The following is a 15,184-nucleotide window of genomic DNA, read 5'->3' as shown; positions in this document are numbered from 1 at the left end:
GCCGCGCGCGGGCCGGGCGTTCAGCGGATTCCCAGCCGGTTCACGCGCGGCCACCACGGGCGCGGAGCGGATCGGTGAGCCCGGCCGGCCACGGGCGGTGCAGCCGCACGGTGGGCCGGTCGTCGGCCGCCGGGACGGGCAGCTCGCCGCTGAGCACGCGGCTCCGCGGGCGCGCGGGTTCGGCCACCCGCCCGCCGCGCAGCACCACCACTCGGTCGGCGAGCTCGGCCAGTTCCGGGTCGTGGCTGATCAGGATGGTGGTGCGGGTGCGGGACAGCTTGCGCAGCGGCGCGACCACGTTGGCCTTCGACTCGGCGTCCAGGCCGTTCGTGGGTTCGTCGAGCACCAGCACCGGGGTGCGGCGCAGCACCGCGCGGGCGATGGCGATGCGGCGGCGCTGTCCGCCGGACAGCAGCGCGCCGCGCTCGCCGAGGACCGTCTCGTAACCCTCCGGCAGGGCGCGGACGAACTCGTCGGCGTCGGCCTCCCGCGCGGCGGCGACGATCTCGGCCGGGGTGGCGTCCGGGCGGCCGAAGGCGATGTTCTCGGCGACGGTGCCGTGCAGCACGTCCGCCTCCTGCGGGACGAACGCGATCTGGTCGCGCACCACGTGCAGCGGCAGCCGGGTGAGGTCCACCCCGTCGAGCAGCACCTGCCCGCCCTCCGGGTCGTAGAACCGCAGCAGCAGCTTCGTCAACGTCGACTTCCCCACCCCGCTGGGCCCGGTGACCAGCACGAACTCGCCCGGCCGGATGGCCAGCCGGAAGTCGCGGAGCGCGTGCTCCGCCGCCCGCGGGTACCGGAAGGCGACGCGGTCGAACTCGACGGCGCGGCCGGGGCGCCCACCCGGCGGCAGCTGCGCGGTGCCGTCCGGGGCGTCGACCACCGCGGGCCGCGCATCGAGCAGTTCGACGAGCCGTTCCGCCCCGGCGCGGGCGGCGGTGACCGCCATCGTGATGCGGCCCAGGTCCTGCAGCGGCGGGTACAGGTAGCCGATGTAGGCGGCGAAGGCCATCAGCCCGCCGATGGTGATGCGGTCGGCGGAGATCTCCCAGACCCCGACGCCGATGACCAGCAGGATGCACACCGTCTCGACCACGGTGACCAGCGGCGCGTACGTCGAGGACAGCCGCGCCTCCACCAGCTTGGCGCGGAACCAGCGCATCGAGGCGGCGTGCAGCTTCGCGTCCTGCCGTTGCTGCTGGTTCGCGGATTGCACCAGCTCGACGTGCGAGAGGCCCTCCGCGACGGTGCTCGCGATCTCGCCGTTCGCGGCGCGCTCGGCCCGGGAGGCGTCGCGGATCCCGGCGGAGAACTTCCGGGCCACCAGCCAGAAGGCGGGCGCGAGCGCGAAGGACAGCAGCGCCAGGTCCCAGCGCAGGTACAGCGCGGCCCCCGCGTACAGCACGACGCCGAAAAGAGCGGTTCCCGTCTCCACCACTCCGGAGGCGACGAGCCTTTCCACCGATTCCACGTCACCGGACATCCGGGCGACGAGATCTCCCGTTCTCCGGCGCGCGAAGAAATCGGGCGACAATCGTTGGACGTGCGCGAAGACGTGCGCGCGCAATCGCACGAGGAATCGTTCCGCCGCGCGCGCGGAGAGGTAGGCCCCGCCGAACGAGGCGAGCGCGCCGGCCACCGCGATGCCCAGCCAGGCCGCCCCCGGCGCCCAGAAGGCGTCGAGGCTGCCCGCGGCCAGCGCGTCATCGGTGATCAGCATGAACATCCAGATCGCCGCGGTGTCGGCCAGCGCGGCGACCACCAGCAGCACCCCCGCGACCAGCAATCCGGCCCGTTCCGGGCGCAGGTGCGGGCGGAACCGGGCGAAGATCTCGCGGATCCCCGGCGCAGCGGTCATGATTCACCTCTCCAGTGCGCGATCGCGCGGAACGCCCGGAGGGGCGGCGGCGATGCGGACGCCGCCGACCCTCCGGTGCGGAGTCACTTCCGCGGCTGCTGCGGCCGGCCCGGGGCGGGCTGCTCGGGGCGCGGGAAGTGCGGGCGCTTGCCGGGAACCGGAATGGGGAATCCCATGGTGACCTCCTGGTCGATTCTCTTCTCTGATTTCGCCGGGCCGTTCGGCGCCGACATGAACGAAACTACCGGCGCAATTCGGCGGGAATCGACGCGAATGCGCTGCCAATTCCCTGGGAACGAACTGGGTGCGAACCGGAGGTTCCGCCGGGGTCGCGGATTCCCGGGAAGCGCGCGGCGGCCGCCCAGCGGGCTCCCAGCCGCGGCGGGTACGCGGGTGACCCACGTCTCACGCGTTGTTCCGCTCAGCGCGGAATACCCGCGCGTGCAACTGCGTCATGGGGGTCATGAGCCATCTCTTCGACCCGTTGAAGCTGGGCGCCACCGAGATCCGCAACCGCGTCTGGGTGTCCCCCATGTGCCAGTACTCCGCCGTGGACGGGGTGCCGACCGATTGGCACCTGGTGCACCTCGGCCAGTTCGCCGTCGGCGGCGCCGGGCTGGTCATGGCCGAGGCCACCGCCGTCGCACCCGAAGGCCGCATCAGCGCCGCCGACACCGGGCTGTGGAACGACGAGCAGGTCACGGCCTGGCGCCGGATCACCGACTTCCTGCGCGAGCAGGGCTCTACCCCGGCCGTGCAGCTGGCGCACGCGGGCCGCAAGGCCTCCACCACGGCCCCGTGGGAGGGCGACGGCACGCTGCCCGCGGCCGACGGCGGCTGGCAGACCGTCAGCTCCACGTCGAACGCCTTCGGCGCGCTGGCCGCCCCCCGCGCGTTGACCGAGGACGAGGTCGCCGCGATCCCGCAGCAGTTCGCCGACGCCGCGCGCCGCTCCGCGGAAGCCGGGTTCGAGGTCGTCGAGCTGCACTTCGCGCACGGCTACCTGGCGCACCAGTTCTACTCGCCGCTGGTCAACGACCGCACCGACCGCTACGGCGGCGACTTCGACGGCCGGGTCCGGCTGCTGCTGGAGATCGTCGACGCGGTGCGCGAGGTGTGGCCCGCGGGACGCCCGCTGCTGGCGCGGCTGTCCGCGACGGACTGGGTCGAGGGCGGCTGGACCGGCGACGACTCCGTGCGGCTGAGCCGGCTGCTGGCCGAGCACGGCGTGGACCTCGTCGACGCCTCCACCGGCGGTGCGGTGCCCGACGCGCGGATCCCGGTCGGCTCCGGCTACCAGACCCGGTTCGCGCGGCAGATCAAGCTGGAGGCGGAGGTGCCGACCGGCGCCGTCGGCCTGATCACCTCACCGCAGCAGGCCGAGGAGGTCGTGTCCTCCGGTTCGGCGGACGCGGTGCTGCTCGGCAGGGAACTGCTGCGCGACCCGCACTGGCCGCTGCACGCCGCTGACGAGCTGCACGCCGAGAACATCTGGCCGAAGCAGTACGTGCGCGCCCGCCGCGCCTGACCGCGCCCCCGTGCCCGCCGGGCGCCGAGCTCGGCGGGGCGGGCGGCCCCTCATCGCACGTGGTTCGGCCCGGCGCCCGCTCCGTTCGAGCGAGCACCGGGCCGGGCCGTGCGGGTGGTCAGGACTCCGCGAGCTGGGCCTGCCACATCCAGTGCGACTTCTCCAGCTCCTGCGCGATCGCGATCAGCAGGTCCTGGCTCACCAGGTCGGTCTTGTCCGTCTCGTCGATCCGGCCGCGCAACCGGCGGATGACCGTCGCCAGCGCGTCGACGATGGCGGCGATGACCTCCTTGTCGGAGCGCCAACCGGCCTCGAAGCGCGGCACCCCGGAGGCCTCGGCCACGGTCGACGCCCGGCCGTCCGGGGAGACGCCCAGCGCGGAGGCGCGCTCCGCGACGTCGTCGGCGAAGCCGCGCGCGACCGAGACCAGCTCGTCCAGCTGGAGGTGCACGTCGCGGAAGAAGCGGCCGACGACGTTCCAATGGGCCTGCTTCGCCACGAGGTGCAGGTCGATCATGTCCAGCAGGGTCCCCTGCAAGGCCTTGCCGGTGATGTCCTGGTCGGAGTCGCCGAGCGGGCTGGAGATCGGGGACTTGGTGGCGGTCATCGCGTACCTCCTCGCACCGGGTGCGCAGTCGGTTCGGGCATGTCCCCCGGTGGTTACCCGCCGAGCCCGCCCGATAATCACCGATCGGCGGTGCGGAGTCAGGAGCGGCGCTGTTCGGCGAACTCGACCAGCTGGGTGCCGATGGTGCGCAACGTGCTCCCCAGCTTCGGGTCGGAGCAGGTCCCGTCCGGTTCGAACCGGGCCTCCGATGAGTTGACCGCGGCGCCGAGCGGCGTCGGCCAGCCGCGCAGCGAGTGCACCACCGAGCGCAGCGCCTGCAGCGTGGTCACCGCCGCCTGCCAGCCGTACGCGGCGCCGACGCAGCCGACGGCCCGGCCGTCCAGGTAGGGGCGCTCGTCGGCGCGGAGGTCCTCCGCGTAGTCCAGCGCGTTCTTGATCAGGCCGGAGATGGTGCCGTGGTAGCCGGGCGAGGACAGCACCACCCCGTCCGCCCCGCGCAGCGCGGCGACGAGCTCCCGCGCGGCCTCGGTGCGGTCGGTGAAGTGCGGGTCGTAGAACGGCAGCACCAGGTTCTCGCCGCCGATGGCGCGCACCTCGGCGCCCGCCTCGCGCGCCCCGGCGAGAACGGCGTGCATCGCGCGCTCGGACTGGGAGTCCGGGCGCACCGAACCGCCGATCCCCACCACGGTCACGGTCATCTTCGGATCCTTTCATCGGGGGCCGGCGGTGTCCTGCGGTCGCAGCCGGACGTCGATCACGCTACGACCTCCAGATAACTCGAAGTCAAAGGTCCGCGGCAGTGTCCCGGGTCACGACTACCTGCTAGTAGCCTCCCGGGCACGGTCCGTCCTCGGGAGGTCTTGCCATGTCGAAAGCCGTCGAACTGATCCCGCCCCGGCTGCGCGCGCACGTGCTCGGCGCCGGGTTGCACGCCGCGTTCGCGCTGCCGCGGCCGCTGCGCAGGCTCATCGCGGGAGCGCCGCGGCGGATCGACGGCCAGGAGCTCGCGCTCGACGCCCAGCTGCTGCTGAAAATGCAAGCGCTCACCGGCAGCACCCAGCTCACCAACGGCGACGCCGCCGGGTCCCGGGCGCTGATGGCGGAGTCCACCGCCATCGTCGACCGGGCACCGCTGCCCGGCGTCGCGGTCGGCGAGCGCACCATCCCCACCCCGGACGGCGAGCTCGCGGCGCGGCTGTACCGGCCGCAGTCGCTCACCGAGCACAGCCCGCTGCTGGTGTTCTTCCACGGCGGCGGCTGGGTCATCGGCGACCTGGACAGCCACGACGACCTGTGCCGCTACTTCGCGAAGGCCGCCGGGGTGCGAGTGCTCTCGGTCGGCTACCGGCTCGCACCGGAGGACCCGTTCCCGGCGGCGTTCGACGACGCGATGGCCGCGTTCCGGTACGCGGTGGAGCGGGCCGAGGAGCTCGGCACCCAGCCGGACCGGATCGCGGTCGGCGGGGACAGCGCGGGCGGCAACCTGGCCGCCGCCGTCTCGTACCACGCGACGCGGGCCGGGGGGCCGAAGCCGGCGTTCCAGCTGCTGATGTACCCGGCGCTGGACGCGACGGTGCGGCGGCGCTCCCGGGACCTGTTCAGCAGCGGGCTGCTGCTGTCCGACTCGGACATCACCTGGTTCCTCGACCAGTACGCGGCCCCCGGCACCGACCGCACCGACCTGCGGCTGTCGGTGCTGCTGGCGGACGACCTGAGCGGCCTGCCGCCCGCGCACGTGGTCACCGCCGGGTTCGACCCGCTGCGCGACGACGGCGAGGAGTACGCGCGGCGGCTCGCCGAAGCGGGCGTGCCGGTGGTGGCGCGGCGCTTCGAGGACCTGATCCACGGGTTCGGCAACGTGCGGCAGGCGGGCACCCGGTTCAACGAGGCGCTGAGCGAGATCGCGGGCACCCTCCGCGCCGGGCTGGCCCTCGGCGGCAAGGCCTGAGCTCGACGGCCCGTCCGGGTTCCCGGGCGGGCCGTTCCGCGGGCCGCGGACCGCCGCGGCACCGGTCCGCGCGGTCGGATCCGGCGGTCAGGAGTCGAGGATCCCGCGGAGCCGGGCCAGCAGGTCCTCCCGGGAGGAGGCGCCCAGGCGCTGCTTGATCCGTCCGATGTGGTGCTCCACCGTCTTCGCCGAGATGAACAGCCGCTTGCCGACCTGCTTGTAGGTGAGCCCGGACAGCACCAGCTCCGCGACCTCCCGCTCGCGTTCGCTGAGCACGCCGTCGCCGGACTCGCCGATGGCGCGCGGGCGGGCCGGTTTGCCCTGCAGCGAGCGGGCGCACTCCAGCAGCCCGAGCATCGTGGGCCGGTCGGCGGTGCGCAGCGCCGCCTGCCCGGCGAGCCGGGCCCCGTCCCAGGTGAGCCCGGCCGCGTGCAGTCCGCGGGCCGCCTGCTCGGCCTGCTCGCGGTCGACCGCTCCGGTGAGCACGTCCTGCCAGGTGCGGGCGGCCGCGGCCATCGCCGCGGACATCGGGTTGTGCCCGGACATCGCCTCCAGCGCGGCCACGTGGGTGCGCACGGTCGCGGCGTCCTCGCTGACCACGGCAGCCTGGAGGCACTTCCAGCGCAGCAGCCCGGTCCACAGCGGCGGGTCGCCGAGCTCGGCGAGCAGGGCGAACGCCGCGTCCAGGTGCGGTTCGACCCAGTCCTGGTCGTGCAGCCGCGCGCAGGACACGGCGAGTTCGCCGAGCGCCAGCAGCCCGAACAGGTCCGCCGGGTGCTCGGCGATGGCCTGCCGGGCGCGGCCGCGGACGGCGTTCAGCGCGGCGGTGTCGTTGTCCCGGTTCGCGATGCCCGCTTCGATCGCGGTGGCCAGCAGCCGGTCCCGCGCCTGCAACGCGTCGGGGGCGGGCGCGGCGGCGTCCAGCGCGGCCCGCGCGCCGAGGGTGTCGCCGCGGGCCAGCGGGATCCACGCGGCGAGCAGCCGGTGCCGCACGGCGAGCATCGGCCCGCCGCTGCCCGCTTCGATGGCGCGCCCCACCACGGAGGCGGCGACGTCGAGCTCGCCGCAGTGCAGCGCGGCGAGGGTGGCGATCGCGGCCGGCGTGTCCGGCACCAGCGCGGCACCGCCGACCGGTTCGGCCAGCGACGCCGACCGGGTCAGCAGGGACAGCGCGGTGACCGGGTTGCCGGTGATCGATTCGCGGATCCCGTCGACGAGCTGGTCGGAGGAACCGGACAGCGAGGTCGGCGGCCCCGGGTCGGGCACCGTCCGCAGCAGCTGCTCGGCTTCGGCGAGCCGTCCGGTGCCGATCAGCGACACGGCCGCGTAGGCGCGGTCGCCGGGCCAGCGCAGGTGCTCGGCGGACCAGCGGCACAGCTGCGCGGAGCGGGCCGGCAGTCCGCGGTGGGCGAGCACGCTGGCCGCGACCTGCACGCCCAGCGCCCGGTCCGGGACGGTCTCGTCCACGATCACCGCGTCGGCGAGCCGCAGCGCCTCGTCGAAGTGCCCGGCGATCGCGGCGGCCTTGGCGCGGCGCGCGGCGAGCCGGACGGGCGGGGTTCCGGCGGAGACGGCGGCGTCGAAGAACCGCGAGGACAGCTCCGGCGCCTGCTCGGCCGCTTCCACCCCGGCCTGCTCGTAGGCCTCGGCCATCGTCGGGTCCGCGGCCGAGGTCGTCTCCGAGTCGAGGAACGGGCGCAGCAGCCCCAGCACCGGCCGGCCGCGGTCGAGCTGCACCCGCACCAGCCTGCGGGCGATCGCGATCCGCTCGTCGACGGGTGTGAGCAGCTGCGCCGCGCGGCGCGCCAGCGGCAGCAGCTCGCCCGCCCCGTCGGTGAGCCCGCTGGCGCGGATCGCGGACAGCGCGGGCACCACGTCGGCCGGGTCGAGCGCCAGCAGCCAGGCCAGCACGTCGGGGTGCGGGGCGGCGCCGACGGCGACGGCGCTCGCGCACCGGCCGCCGACCTCGCCCAGGGCGGCGAGCTCGTGCTGGACGTGCTCGACGATGCGGGACGGCACCGAGGTCGGCGTGAGGTGCTGCGGGCTGGTGTCGGCGAGCACGCCCTCCACCAGCCGCGGGACCCCGCCGGTCTGCGCGAGCAGCCGGTCGATCCACTCGGCGGGCGGCGCGGTGCCGAGGCCGCGTTCGACGCGGGCGGCGAGGTCGGCGGCGGTGTACCCGGACAGCACGACGGGCGGTCCGGAGCGGTCCAGGACGTGCACGAGTTCGGCGAGCTCCGCGCCGCGCGGCCACGGCCGGTAGGCGACCACCAGCCGCGCCCGCGGGTCGGCGGCGAGCTCGCGCGCGGCGCGCAGCGCGGCGTCGTCGAGCAGGTGCGCGTCGTCGAGCAGCACGGCGGTGCTCGCGGGGTCGGCGCGGCGGACGTCCCGCTCGACCGGCACGCCGGCGGCCCGGTAGGCGTCGGCGAGCTCGTCGAGCAGCGCGGTCTTGCCCGCACCGCCGGCGGCCTGGATCCCGACCTGCACCGGTTCGGCGGGCGCTGCCGCGACGGACTCCCACAACCGGACGGCGCGGGGCCCGGTCACCAGGTCTGGGGCGGTGGCTGTCCGGTGGTTCACAGGAGTCCTCGGTTCACGGAGACCTCGATTCGCGGGTCACTCGGCGGGATCACTCTTGGGGGTGGGAGTGGGTTTCGTCAACGCTGCTGGGTCTGGACGGGGCTGGTCGGGGTCTGCCCGCCGAACCCCTGCACGATGGTCAGCACCAGGCCGCCGATGATCAGCAGCGCGGCCGCGCCCAGTTTCAGGATCTTGAGCAACCGCTGCCGGTCTTCGTCCGGCGGTTCCAGGTACATCGGTTCGACCTGCACCGGCGGCCGCGGTGGTTCTTCGCGCTCGGGTTCGCCGTCGATGACGTCGAGCCCGCCGGATCCGGGACCTTCGACGCGGACGAGCACGCTGGTCTCGGCGGCGGACTCACCGCGGTCGCTGACCGCGGACAGCACGCCGACGGCGGAGGCCGCCGCGCCGCGGGCCGCGACGAGTTCCGGTGCCGCGTCCACCTGCGGGGCGCGTTCGAGCCGTTCGGCGACGAGCTGCTTGACCAGCGGGGTGCGCGCGGTTCCACCGGCGAGCACGAGCGCGGCCAGGTCCTCCGGCGCCACCGCCGCGGACTGCACGGCCTGCAGCAGCAGCTCCGGCACCCGTTCCAGGTGCGATCGGACGAGCTGCTCGTAGCGGGGGCGGGACAGGGCGAAGTCGGTGCGCAGCCCGGGAAGTTCGATGCGGACGGTGGTGCCCGGGTGGTAGGACAGCGCTTCCTTGCCGCGGGCGCAGTCGCCCCGCAACGCGACCAGCGCGGCCCGGTGCGCCGGGTCGGACGCGTCGAGCCCGTCGAGCTGGGGGCCGAACTCCGCCAGCAGGTGGGAGAAGATCTCGTCGTCGAGGTCCTGCCCGCTGGGATGCCCGGTGTCCAAGGTGGACCCGACCACGTCGAAACCGGGGCTGCGGCGGCGCAGCACGGTCGCGTCGAAGCCGGTGCCGCCGATGTCGGCGACGGCGACCGCGTCCTGCTCGGCGACCTGCTGCCTGCTGGCGTAGTCGACGGCGACGGCGACCGGTTCGGGCACCAGCGTCACGTCCCGCAGGCCGAGCGCGGCGAGCGCCTGGCGCACCAGGTGGGCGCGGAACGGCCCCCAGGTGGCGCTGTGCGCGAGGGTGATGTGCTCGGCCGGGTGGCCGAGCTGGTGGGCGACGGTGTCGGCGACCCATTCGACGACGGCCGCGACGAGCGCCTGCGCGGAGATGAACTCGCTGCCGACCAGCAGCGGCGCCTCGTCCCCGACCTGGCGGGTGAACCCTCGGACGACCCACTCGTGGTGGGTCAGCTCCTGCTTGCTCGCCTGCTCGCCTGCGACGAACGACCCGTCCTGGACCCGGCACAGCACGGTGGGGACGGTGTGCCCGGCGGAACCGAGCGGCAGCGGGGTGGCCGCACCCCACCTGCCGCCGTCGCGCCGCGCGATGGCGGCGGAGGTGGCCGTGGCCCCCACGTGGATCCCCAGGACGTAAGGCATGCAACCCCTTCCTGCGATCGCCTTCCGGGGTCATCTGGCGGTACCGGGCGCACGACCGGGGAAGTCCGGATCACACGGTCGGGTGACCACCCGATGACGCTCAGGGCGGTGACAATTTAGCGCGTGCTCGATCACGGAGTGCTGACGGATCCCCCTATGGGTCCCCTAGTCGAGTCAGGACCGCACCCCCTAACAGTGCCCCCAATCACTAGGAGTCGTACCCGATGGCTGCGGGCACGCCCCGCAGTAGCGTGCTCGCTGGGAGTGAGGGATCGGGCACGACCTTCACTCGGTCACACGTAACCGAGTTCCGCTGAGCCAGGAGAAAGCAGTCATGACCCACTCTCAGCCGGATGATGCCCCGGGCCGTACCGAGCCCCCCACTGCCACCCCGGGGGCGCACGACGCGCCCGGCCAGCCGGACGCACCGACGCTGTACGAGTTCCTCACGAGGCTCGTGACCAGCCCGGACGCCCAGGCTGCCTTCGACGCCGATCCGCGCGCCACGCTGGATCACGCCGGACTCGGGGACATGAGCGCGACGGACGTGCTGCACGCATCGTCGCTGGTGCTCGACTACGCGCCGGTCGAGATCGCGGACGAATACGGCCGCTCACTGCAGAGCAGCGTCGAGAAGTTCGCCGCGAGCACCCAGCACGTCGCGATCAACGAATTGCATCCCGCACAGCCACACGAGCAGGAAGTTACGGAACTCAGCATGCTGCCTCCGCACAACACCCCCGCCCCTGCCCCCGGCGACGACGCCGAGCAGCACATCCACGACGAGACCAACGTCAACATCGAGCAGACCGACTCGCACAACCTGGTCAACGTGCACGACGTGCTCAGCGGCAACGAGATCCTGAGCGGCAACGAGGTCAACGTCGGCAACGTCGTCGGTGACACCACCTCCACCGCGGTCGCGGGCGGCGACAGCATCGTCGGCACCGTCGGCGACGTCGCGTTCGGCGCCGTCAGCCAGGTCACCAACACCGTCGACAACACCGTCAGCACGGTCGGCGGCGTGGCCGGTGGCGCCACCTCCGACCTGCCGGTCGTCGACGACCTGACCGGCGCGCTGCCGGCCGGCGGCGACGCCGCCTCGGTCGACGCGGGCGCGCTGTCCGGTGTCGCCGGTGGCGCCCTGGACACCGTGGGCGACGTGGCCTCCGACGTGCCGGTCGCCGGTGACATCGCGGGCCCGGCCGTCGACACCGTCGGTGGCGTGGCCGGTGGCGCCGTGGGCACCGTCGAGGGTGTCGCGGGCGGCGCTGTGGACACCGTCGGCGGCATCGCCGGTGGCGCCGTGGCCGGCCCGGTGGGCGACGTGGCCTCCGCGCTGCCCGCCCCGGCCGACCTGCCGGTCGTCGGTGACGTGGCCGAGTCCCTCCCCGTCGAGGACGTCGCCTCCCACCTGCCGGCCCCGAGCGACCTGCCGGTCGTCGGCGACATCGCCGGCCCGGCCGTCGAGGACGTCGCCGGTGCGGCCACCTCGGCCCTGCCGCTGGACGGCCTGCTCTGATCCGACCTCCGGTCTGATCAAGGCGAAATGCCCTGAAAGCCGGGGGGGGGGGGGGGGGGGGGGGCCCCCGGGGGGGGGGGGGCCCCCCCCCCCCCCGGGCCCCCCCGCCCCCCCCGGGGGGGGGGGGGGGGGGGGGGGGGCCCCCCCCCCCCCGCCGGCGGGGGGGGGCGGGGGGGCCCCCCCCCCCCCGTTTCTAACACTCCCAAACCCCCCCCCCCGGGGGGCCCCCCCCCCCCCCCCCCCCCCGGCTTTCGCATTACCACACCACAGTCCTGACACAAGTCACCCGCTCGGGTTTTCCTTTCGCTGTGTAACGGTCCACAATCGCTGCTGTGATCGAGACGGCGATGGTGGAACTGATCGATCGCGCGACCGCGGAATGCGCCGAGCAGCAGCGCCCCGACCTGCACAACCGGCTGCGCCAAATCCGGACGCGCGTTCTGGATCCCGCCCAGCTGGTGCTGGTCGTGGGCGAACCGAAGCAGGGCAAGAGCGAACTGATCAACGCGTTGGTCAACGCATCGGTGTGCGACTCCGGCGACGACGTGACCACGCTCGTGCCCACCCTCGTGCGGCACTCCGACCACCCGACCGCCCAGGTCGTCGAGCAGGAACCCGCCGGCGGGCCCGCCGCCCTCGACCGGTTCCCCGTCCCCGTCGAGCAGGTGCGGGAACGCATCGGGCAGGCCATCGGCAACGGCCGCCCCGTCAGCCGCGGCGAGGTCGGCATCCCCCGCGCCGTGCTCAAGGACGGTCTGGTGCTGATGGACACGCCCGGCTTCGGCGCCACCTCCAGCACCCTCACCGCCCGCACCCTCGGCGTCGTCGCGGAAGCGGACGTGCTGCTCATCGTCTCGGACGCCACCCAGGAGCTCACCCACAACGAGCTGACCTTCCTGAAAAAGGTCGCCAAGCTGTGCCCGAACGTGGCGCTCGTGCAGCCGAAGACCGACGTCACCCCGCACTGGCGGAAGGTCGTCGAGGTCAACCAGCGGCACCTCGCCGGAGCCGGGATCAACGCCAAGATCTTCCCGGTGTCCTCCACGATCCGGATGCAGGCGATGCACGCGAAGGACGCCGCGCTCAACGCCGAATCCGGCTTCCCGCAGCTGGTCGAATACCTGCGCGGCGAAGCGCTCGGCAAGCACGACCAGCTCACCCGCAGGCTCGTCGCGCAGAACGTCGCCGACGCCGTCGACGAACTCAGCGAAGCGCTGAAGACCGAACTCGCCGGGCAGAGTCCGCGCACCGCCGCGCAAACATTGATCGAACTGGAAACGGCGCAGCGGCGTTCCGAAGATCTGCGCCGGATCACCGGCCGCTGGCAGAAGGCGCTCAGCGACGGGATCGGCGAACTGTTCGCCGACATCGAATTCGACTTCCGGGAACGGACCTGGGCGATCACCACCCAGATCGGCGAAACCCTGGAGGAGGCCGACCCGGTGCCCGTCTGGGACGACTTCGCCGGCTGGCTCGACGGCGCGCTGCTGACCGCCATCGAGGAGAACTTCAGCTGGCTGGACAGCCGCCGCGAGCAGCTCCGCGACCGGATCACCGACGAGTTCCTGCGCGAGTACCCGGGCTCCCGGCCGCACATCGAGCAGGCACCGCTGCCGGACCCGTTCGACCAGGTCGCCCCGCTCAAGCAGCCCAGCAACGGCACCTACAAGCGGTTCGACCAGGTGCTGACGGGGCTGCGCGGCTCCTACGGCGGCGTGCTCATGTTCGGCCTGATCACCAGCCAGCTCGGGTTGGGGCTGCTGAACGTCGTGACCATCTGCTCGGGCCTGGTGCTGGGCAGCCGGAGCCTCGGCGAGGAGAAGGACGCCCGGCTGCGCCGCCGCCAGGCCGAGGCCAAGACCACCGCGCAGCGCTACGTGGAGAACGTGGTGTTCCACGTGAACAAGGACGCCAAGGACGTCATCCGGGCCACCCACCGCGCGCTGCACCAGCACTTCACCCAGCTCACCGAGGAAGCCCAGATGGAGATCAGCCGAGCCATCCAGGAGATCAAGCGCGTCGCCGAGCGCAGCGCCGTGGACCGCGAGGACCGGGCGCGCGAGATCCGCCGCAAGCTGGAGGAGCTGGCGCTGCTGCGCAGGCGGGCCGGGATGCTGACCGCGAACCGCATCAGCGCGGCATGAGCACGCCCGACCAGCCCCGGAGCGACCTGCTGGAGCGCTCCCGCGCCCTGCTCATCCGCACCATGACGTTCTACCGGGACGACCCGCGCACTTCGGCGTGGCTGCGGGGCCGGTTGGAGCGGCTGGACCAGCCGCTGCGCATCGCCGTCAGCGGCCGAGTCGGCTCCGGCAAGTCCACGCTGATCAACGCGCTGGTCGGGCAGGTGCTCGCGCCGACCGCCGCCGAGGAGAGCACCCAGGTCAACACCTTCTACCAGTACGGGCCGGAGCCGCGGATCACCGTGCACACCCCGCACGGCGCGGTGCAGAACGTGCCGGTGACGACGCTGGACCCGGCGACCATCCGCGACCTGCAGCGCTGGCGGCCGGACGAGGTGTCGCGGCTGGTGATCGAAGCGCCCTCCCCCGGATTGCAGGCGATCACGCTGATCGAGACGCCCGGGGTGTCGTCCTCGGCGGTGCAGGACACCGGGCGCTCGGCGCTCGCGCAGATCCTCTCCGAGGCGGACGCGGTGCTGTACCTGACCCGCTACCCGCAGCAGACCGACGTGCAGTTCCTGCAATCGGTGCACGAGCTGCAGCTGGCGCGGCGCGCTCCGATCAACACGATCATCACGCTGTCCCGCGCCGACGAGACCGGCAACGGCGGCGGTGGCGCGGTCGCCGCGGCCGAGCGGATCGCGCTGCGCTGGCGGGACGACCCGGTGGTGCGGTCGTTCACCCAGTACGCGATCCCGGTGATCGGGCTGCTGGGGCAGGCCGCGGTCACGCTCACCGCGGAGGACTTCGCCGCGCTGGTGCGGTTGCGGCAGCTCCCGGAGAAGGCGCTGGAGACGCTGCTGCTGTCCTCGGACCGGTTCGCGAACAACCCCACGCCGGAATCGGTGCCGCCGAGTGCGCGCCAGGACCTGATGGACCGCTTCGGCCGGTTCGGGCTGGCGCAGGCGCTGACCGCGCTCGGCGAGGGGATCACCGACCAGAAGAAGCTGAGCGCCGTGCTCCTGGAGGCCAGCAGGCTCAACGACCTGCAGGAAGCGGTGCACCAGCAGTTCGTCGAGCGGCAGGACGTGCTGCGCGCCCGGTCCGCGCTGCTCGCGGTGGACATGGTGCTGCGCGCCAACCCGCGGCCCGGGGTGGCGCAGCTGCACGGCGAGTTCGAGCGGCTGCTGGCGAACGCGCCGGAGTGGGAGGAGATGCGGCTGCTGTCGGCGTTGCAGTCGGGTCAGCTGAGCTTCCCGCGGCCGCTGCAGAACGAGGCGCGGCGGCTGCTCGGCGCGCACGGCCCGAGCGCGGCCGCCCGGCTCGGCCAGGAACCGGACACCCTGGAAGCGATCCTGGCGGACGAGGCGGGGGCGGCGCTGGCGCGCTGGCGGGACCAGGCGGTGAACCCGTTGCACGACCGCGCGCACCGGGACGCCGTGCGGGTGGTGCTGCGCAGCTGCGAACGGCTCATCGCCTCGCGCATGCACCGCTGAGCACCCGGCTCCGGACCCCGTCGAGCGCTGGAACGCACCGGGAGCCCGGCCCCGGTCCAGGCCCGGGAACCCGGGCCTGGACCTTGTGGTGGGATGCCGCA

General features: G+C 73.7%; 10 protein-coding genes. 5 read left to right on the top strand and 5 right to left on the bottom strand.

The genetic code is table 11. From position 1 onward, the window contains the following. Window positions 1-40: 40 nt before the first annotated feature. The gene (locus tag LCD31_RS08950; RefSeq protein ID WP_224957233.1) at window positions 41-1,861 is read right to left on the bottom strand and encodes an ABC transporter ATP-binding protein; all 1,821 of its coding nucleotides are present in this window, start codon (window positions 1,859-1,861) and stop codon (window positions 41-43) included. A 463-nt stretch (window positions 1,862-2,324) separates the two neighbouring features. Between LCD31_RS08950 and LCD31_RS08945 the strand changes: the two genes are divergently transcribed. Then, window positions 2,325-3,389, top strand: coding sequence for an NADH:flavin oxidoreductase/NADH oxidase (locus LCD31_RS08945; RefSeq protein WP_224957231.1), 1,065 nt, complete (start codon window positions 2,325-2,327; stop codon window positions 3,387-3,389). A gap of 118 nt (window positions 3,390-3,507) precedes the next feature. Here the strand turns inward: LCD31_RS08945 and LCD31_RS08940 are convergent, their stop codons facing one another. After that, window positions 3,508-3,996, bottom strand: a complete 489-nt coding sequence (locus tag LCD31_RS08940; RefSeq protein ID WP_224957229.1) for a Dps family protein — start codon at window positions 3,994-3,996, stop codon at window positions 3,508-3,510. A 98-nt stretch (window positions 3,997-4,094) separates the two neighbouring features. Then, window positions 4,095-4,655, bottom strand: a complete 561-nt coding sequence (locus LCD31_RS08935; protein ID WP_224957227.1) for an NADPH-dependent FMN reductase — start codon at window positions 4,653-4,655, stop codon at window positions 4,095-4,097. Window positions 4,656-4,822: 167 nt separating this feature from the next. On the opposite strand from LCD31_RS08935, the gene LCD31_RS08930 reads away from it, so the two are divergent. After that, window positions 4,823-5,905, top strand: a complete 1,083-nt coding sequence (locus tag LCD31_RS08930) for an alpha/beta hydrolase (RefSeq protein WP_224957225.1) — start codon at window positions 4,823-4,825, stop codon at window positions 5,903-5,905. Window positions 5,906-5,992: 87 nt separating this feature from the next. On the opposite strand, the gene LCD31_RS29370 is transcribed toward LCD31_RS08930, so the two are convergent. Then, entirely contained in the window at window positions 5,993-8,485 is a 2,493-nt protein-coding gene (locus tag LCD31_RS29370; protein ID WP_308011290.1) for a LuxR C-terminal-related transcriptional regulator, read from the bottom strand. Between the two features lie 77 nt (window positions 8,486-8,562). Next, the gene (locus LCD31_RS08920) at window positions 8,563-9,942 is read right to left on the bottom strand and encodes an Hsp70 family protein (RefSeq protein ID WP_224957223.1); all 1,380 of its coding nucleotides are present in this window, start codon (window positions 9,940-9,942) and stop codon (window positions 8,563-8,565) included. Window positions 9,943-10,276: 334 nt separating this feature from the next. On the opposite strand from LCD31_RS08920, the gene LCD31_RS08915 reads away from it, so the two are divergent. From LCD31_RS08915 to LCD31_RS08905, 3 genes are all read left to right on the top strand, one after another. After that, the gene (locus LCD31_RS08915) at window positions 10,277-11,464 is read left to right on the top strand and encodes an IniB N-terminal domain-containing protein (RefSeq protein WP_224957220.1); all 1,188 of its coding nucleotides are present in this window, start codon (window positions 10,277-10,279) and stop codon (window positions 11,462-11,464) included. Window positions 11,465-11,796: 332 nt separating this feature from the next. Beyond that, on the top strand, window positions 11,797-13,608 hold the full coding sequence (locus tag LCD31_RS08910) for a dynamin family protein (protein WP_224957218.1): 1,812 nt from the start codon (window positions 11,797-11,799) through the stop codon (window positions 13,606-13,608). Then, window positions 13,605-15,083 carry a dynamin family protein gene (locus LCD31_RS08905; RefSeq protein ID WP_224957216.1) on the top strand — a complete coding sequence of 493 codons (1,479 nt, stop codon included), beginning with the start codon at window positions 13,605-13,607 and terminating at the stop codon, window positions 15,081-15,083. The genes LCD31_RS08910 and LCD31_RS08905 overlap by 4 nt, the downstream gene beginning before the upstream one ends. Window positions 15,084-15,184: the final 101 nt, after the last annotated feature.

The organism is Saccharopolyspora sp. 6M (assembly GCF_020176775.1).
In the GTDB taxonomy this organism is placed as follows: Bacteria; Actinomycetota; Actinomycetes; order Mycobacteriales; family Pseudonocardiaceae; genus Saccharopolyspora_C; species Saccharopolyspora_C gregorii.
The sequence above is the reverse complement of the archived record's forward strand: the minus strand, read 5'-3'. Positions and strand labels throughout refer to the sequence as shown.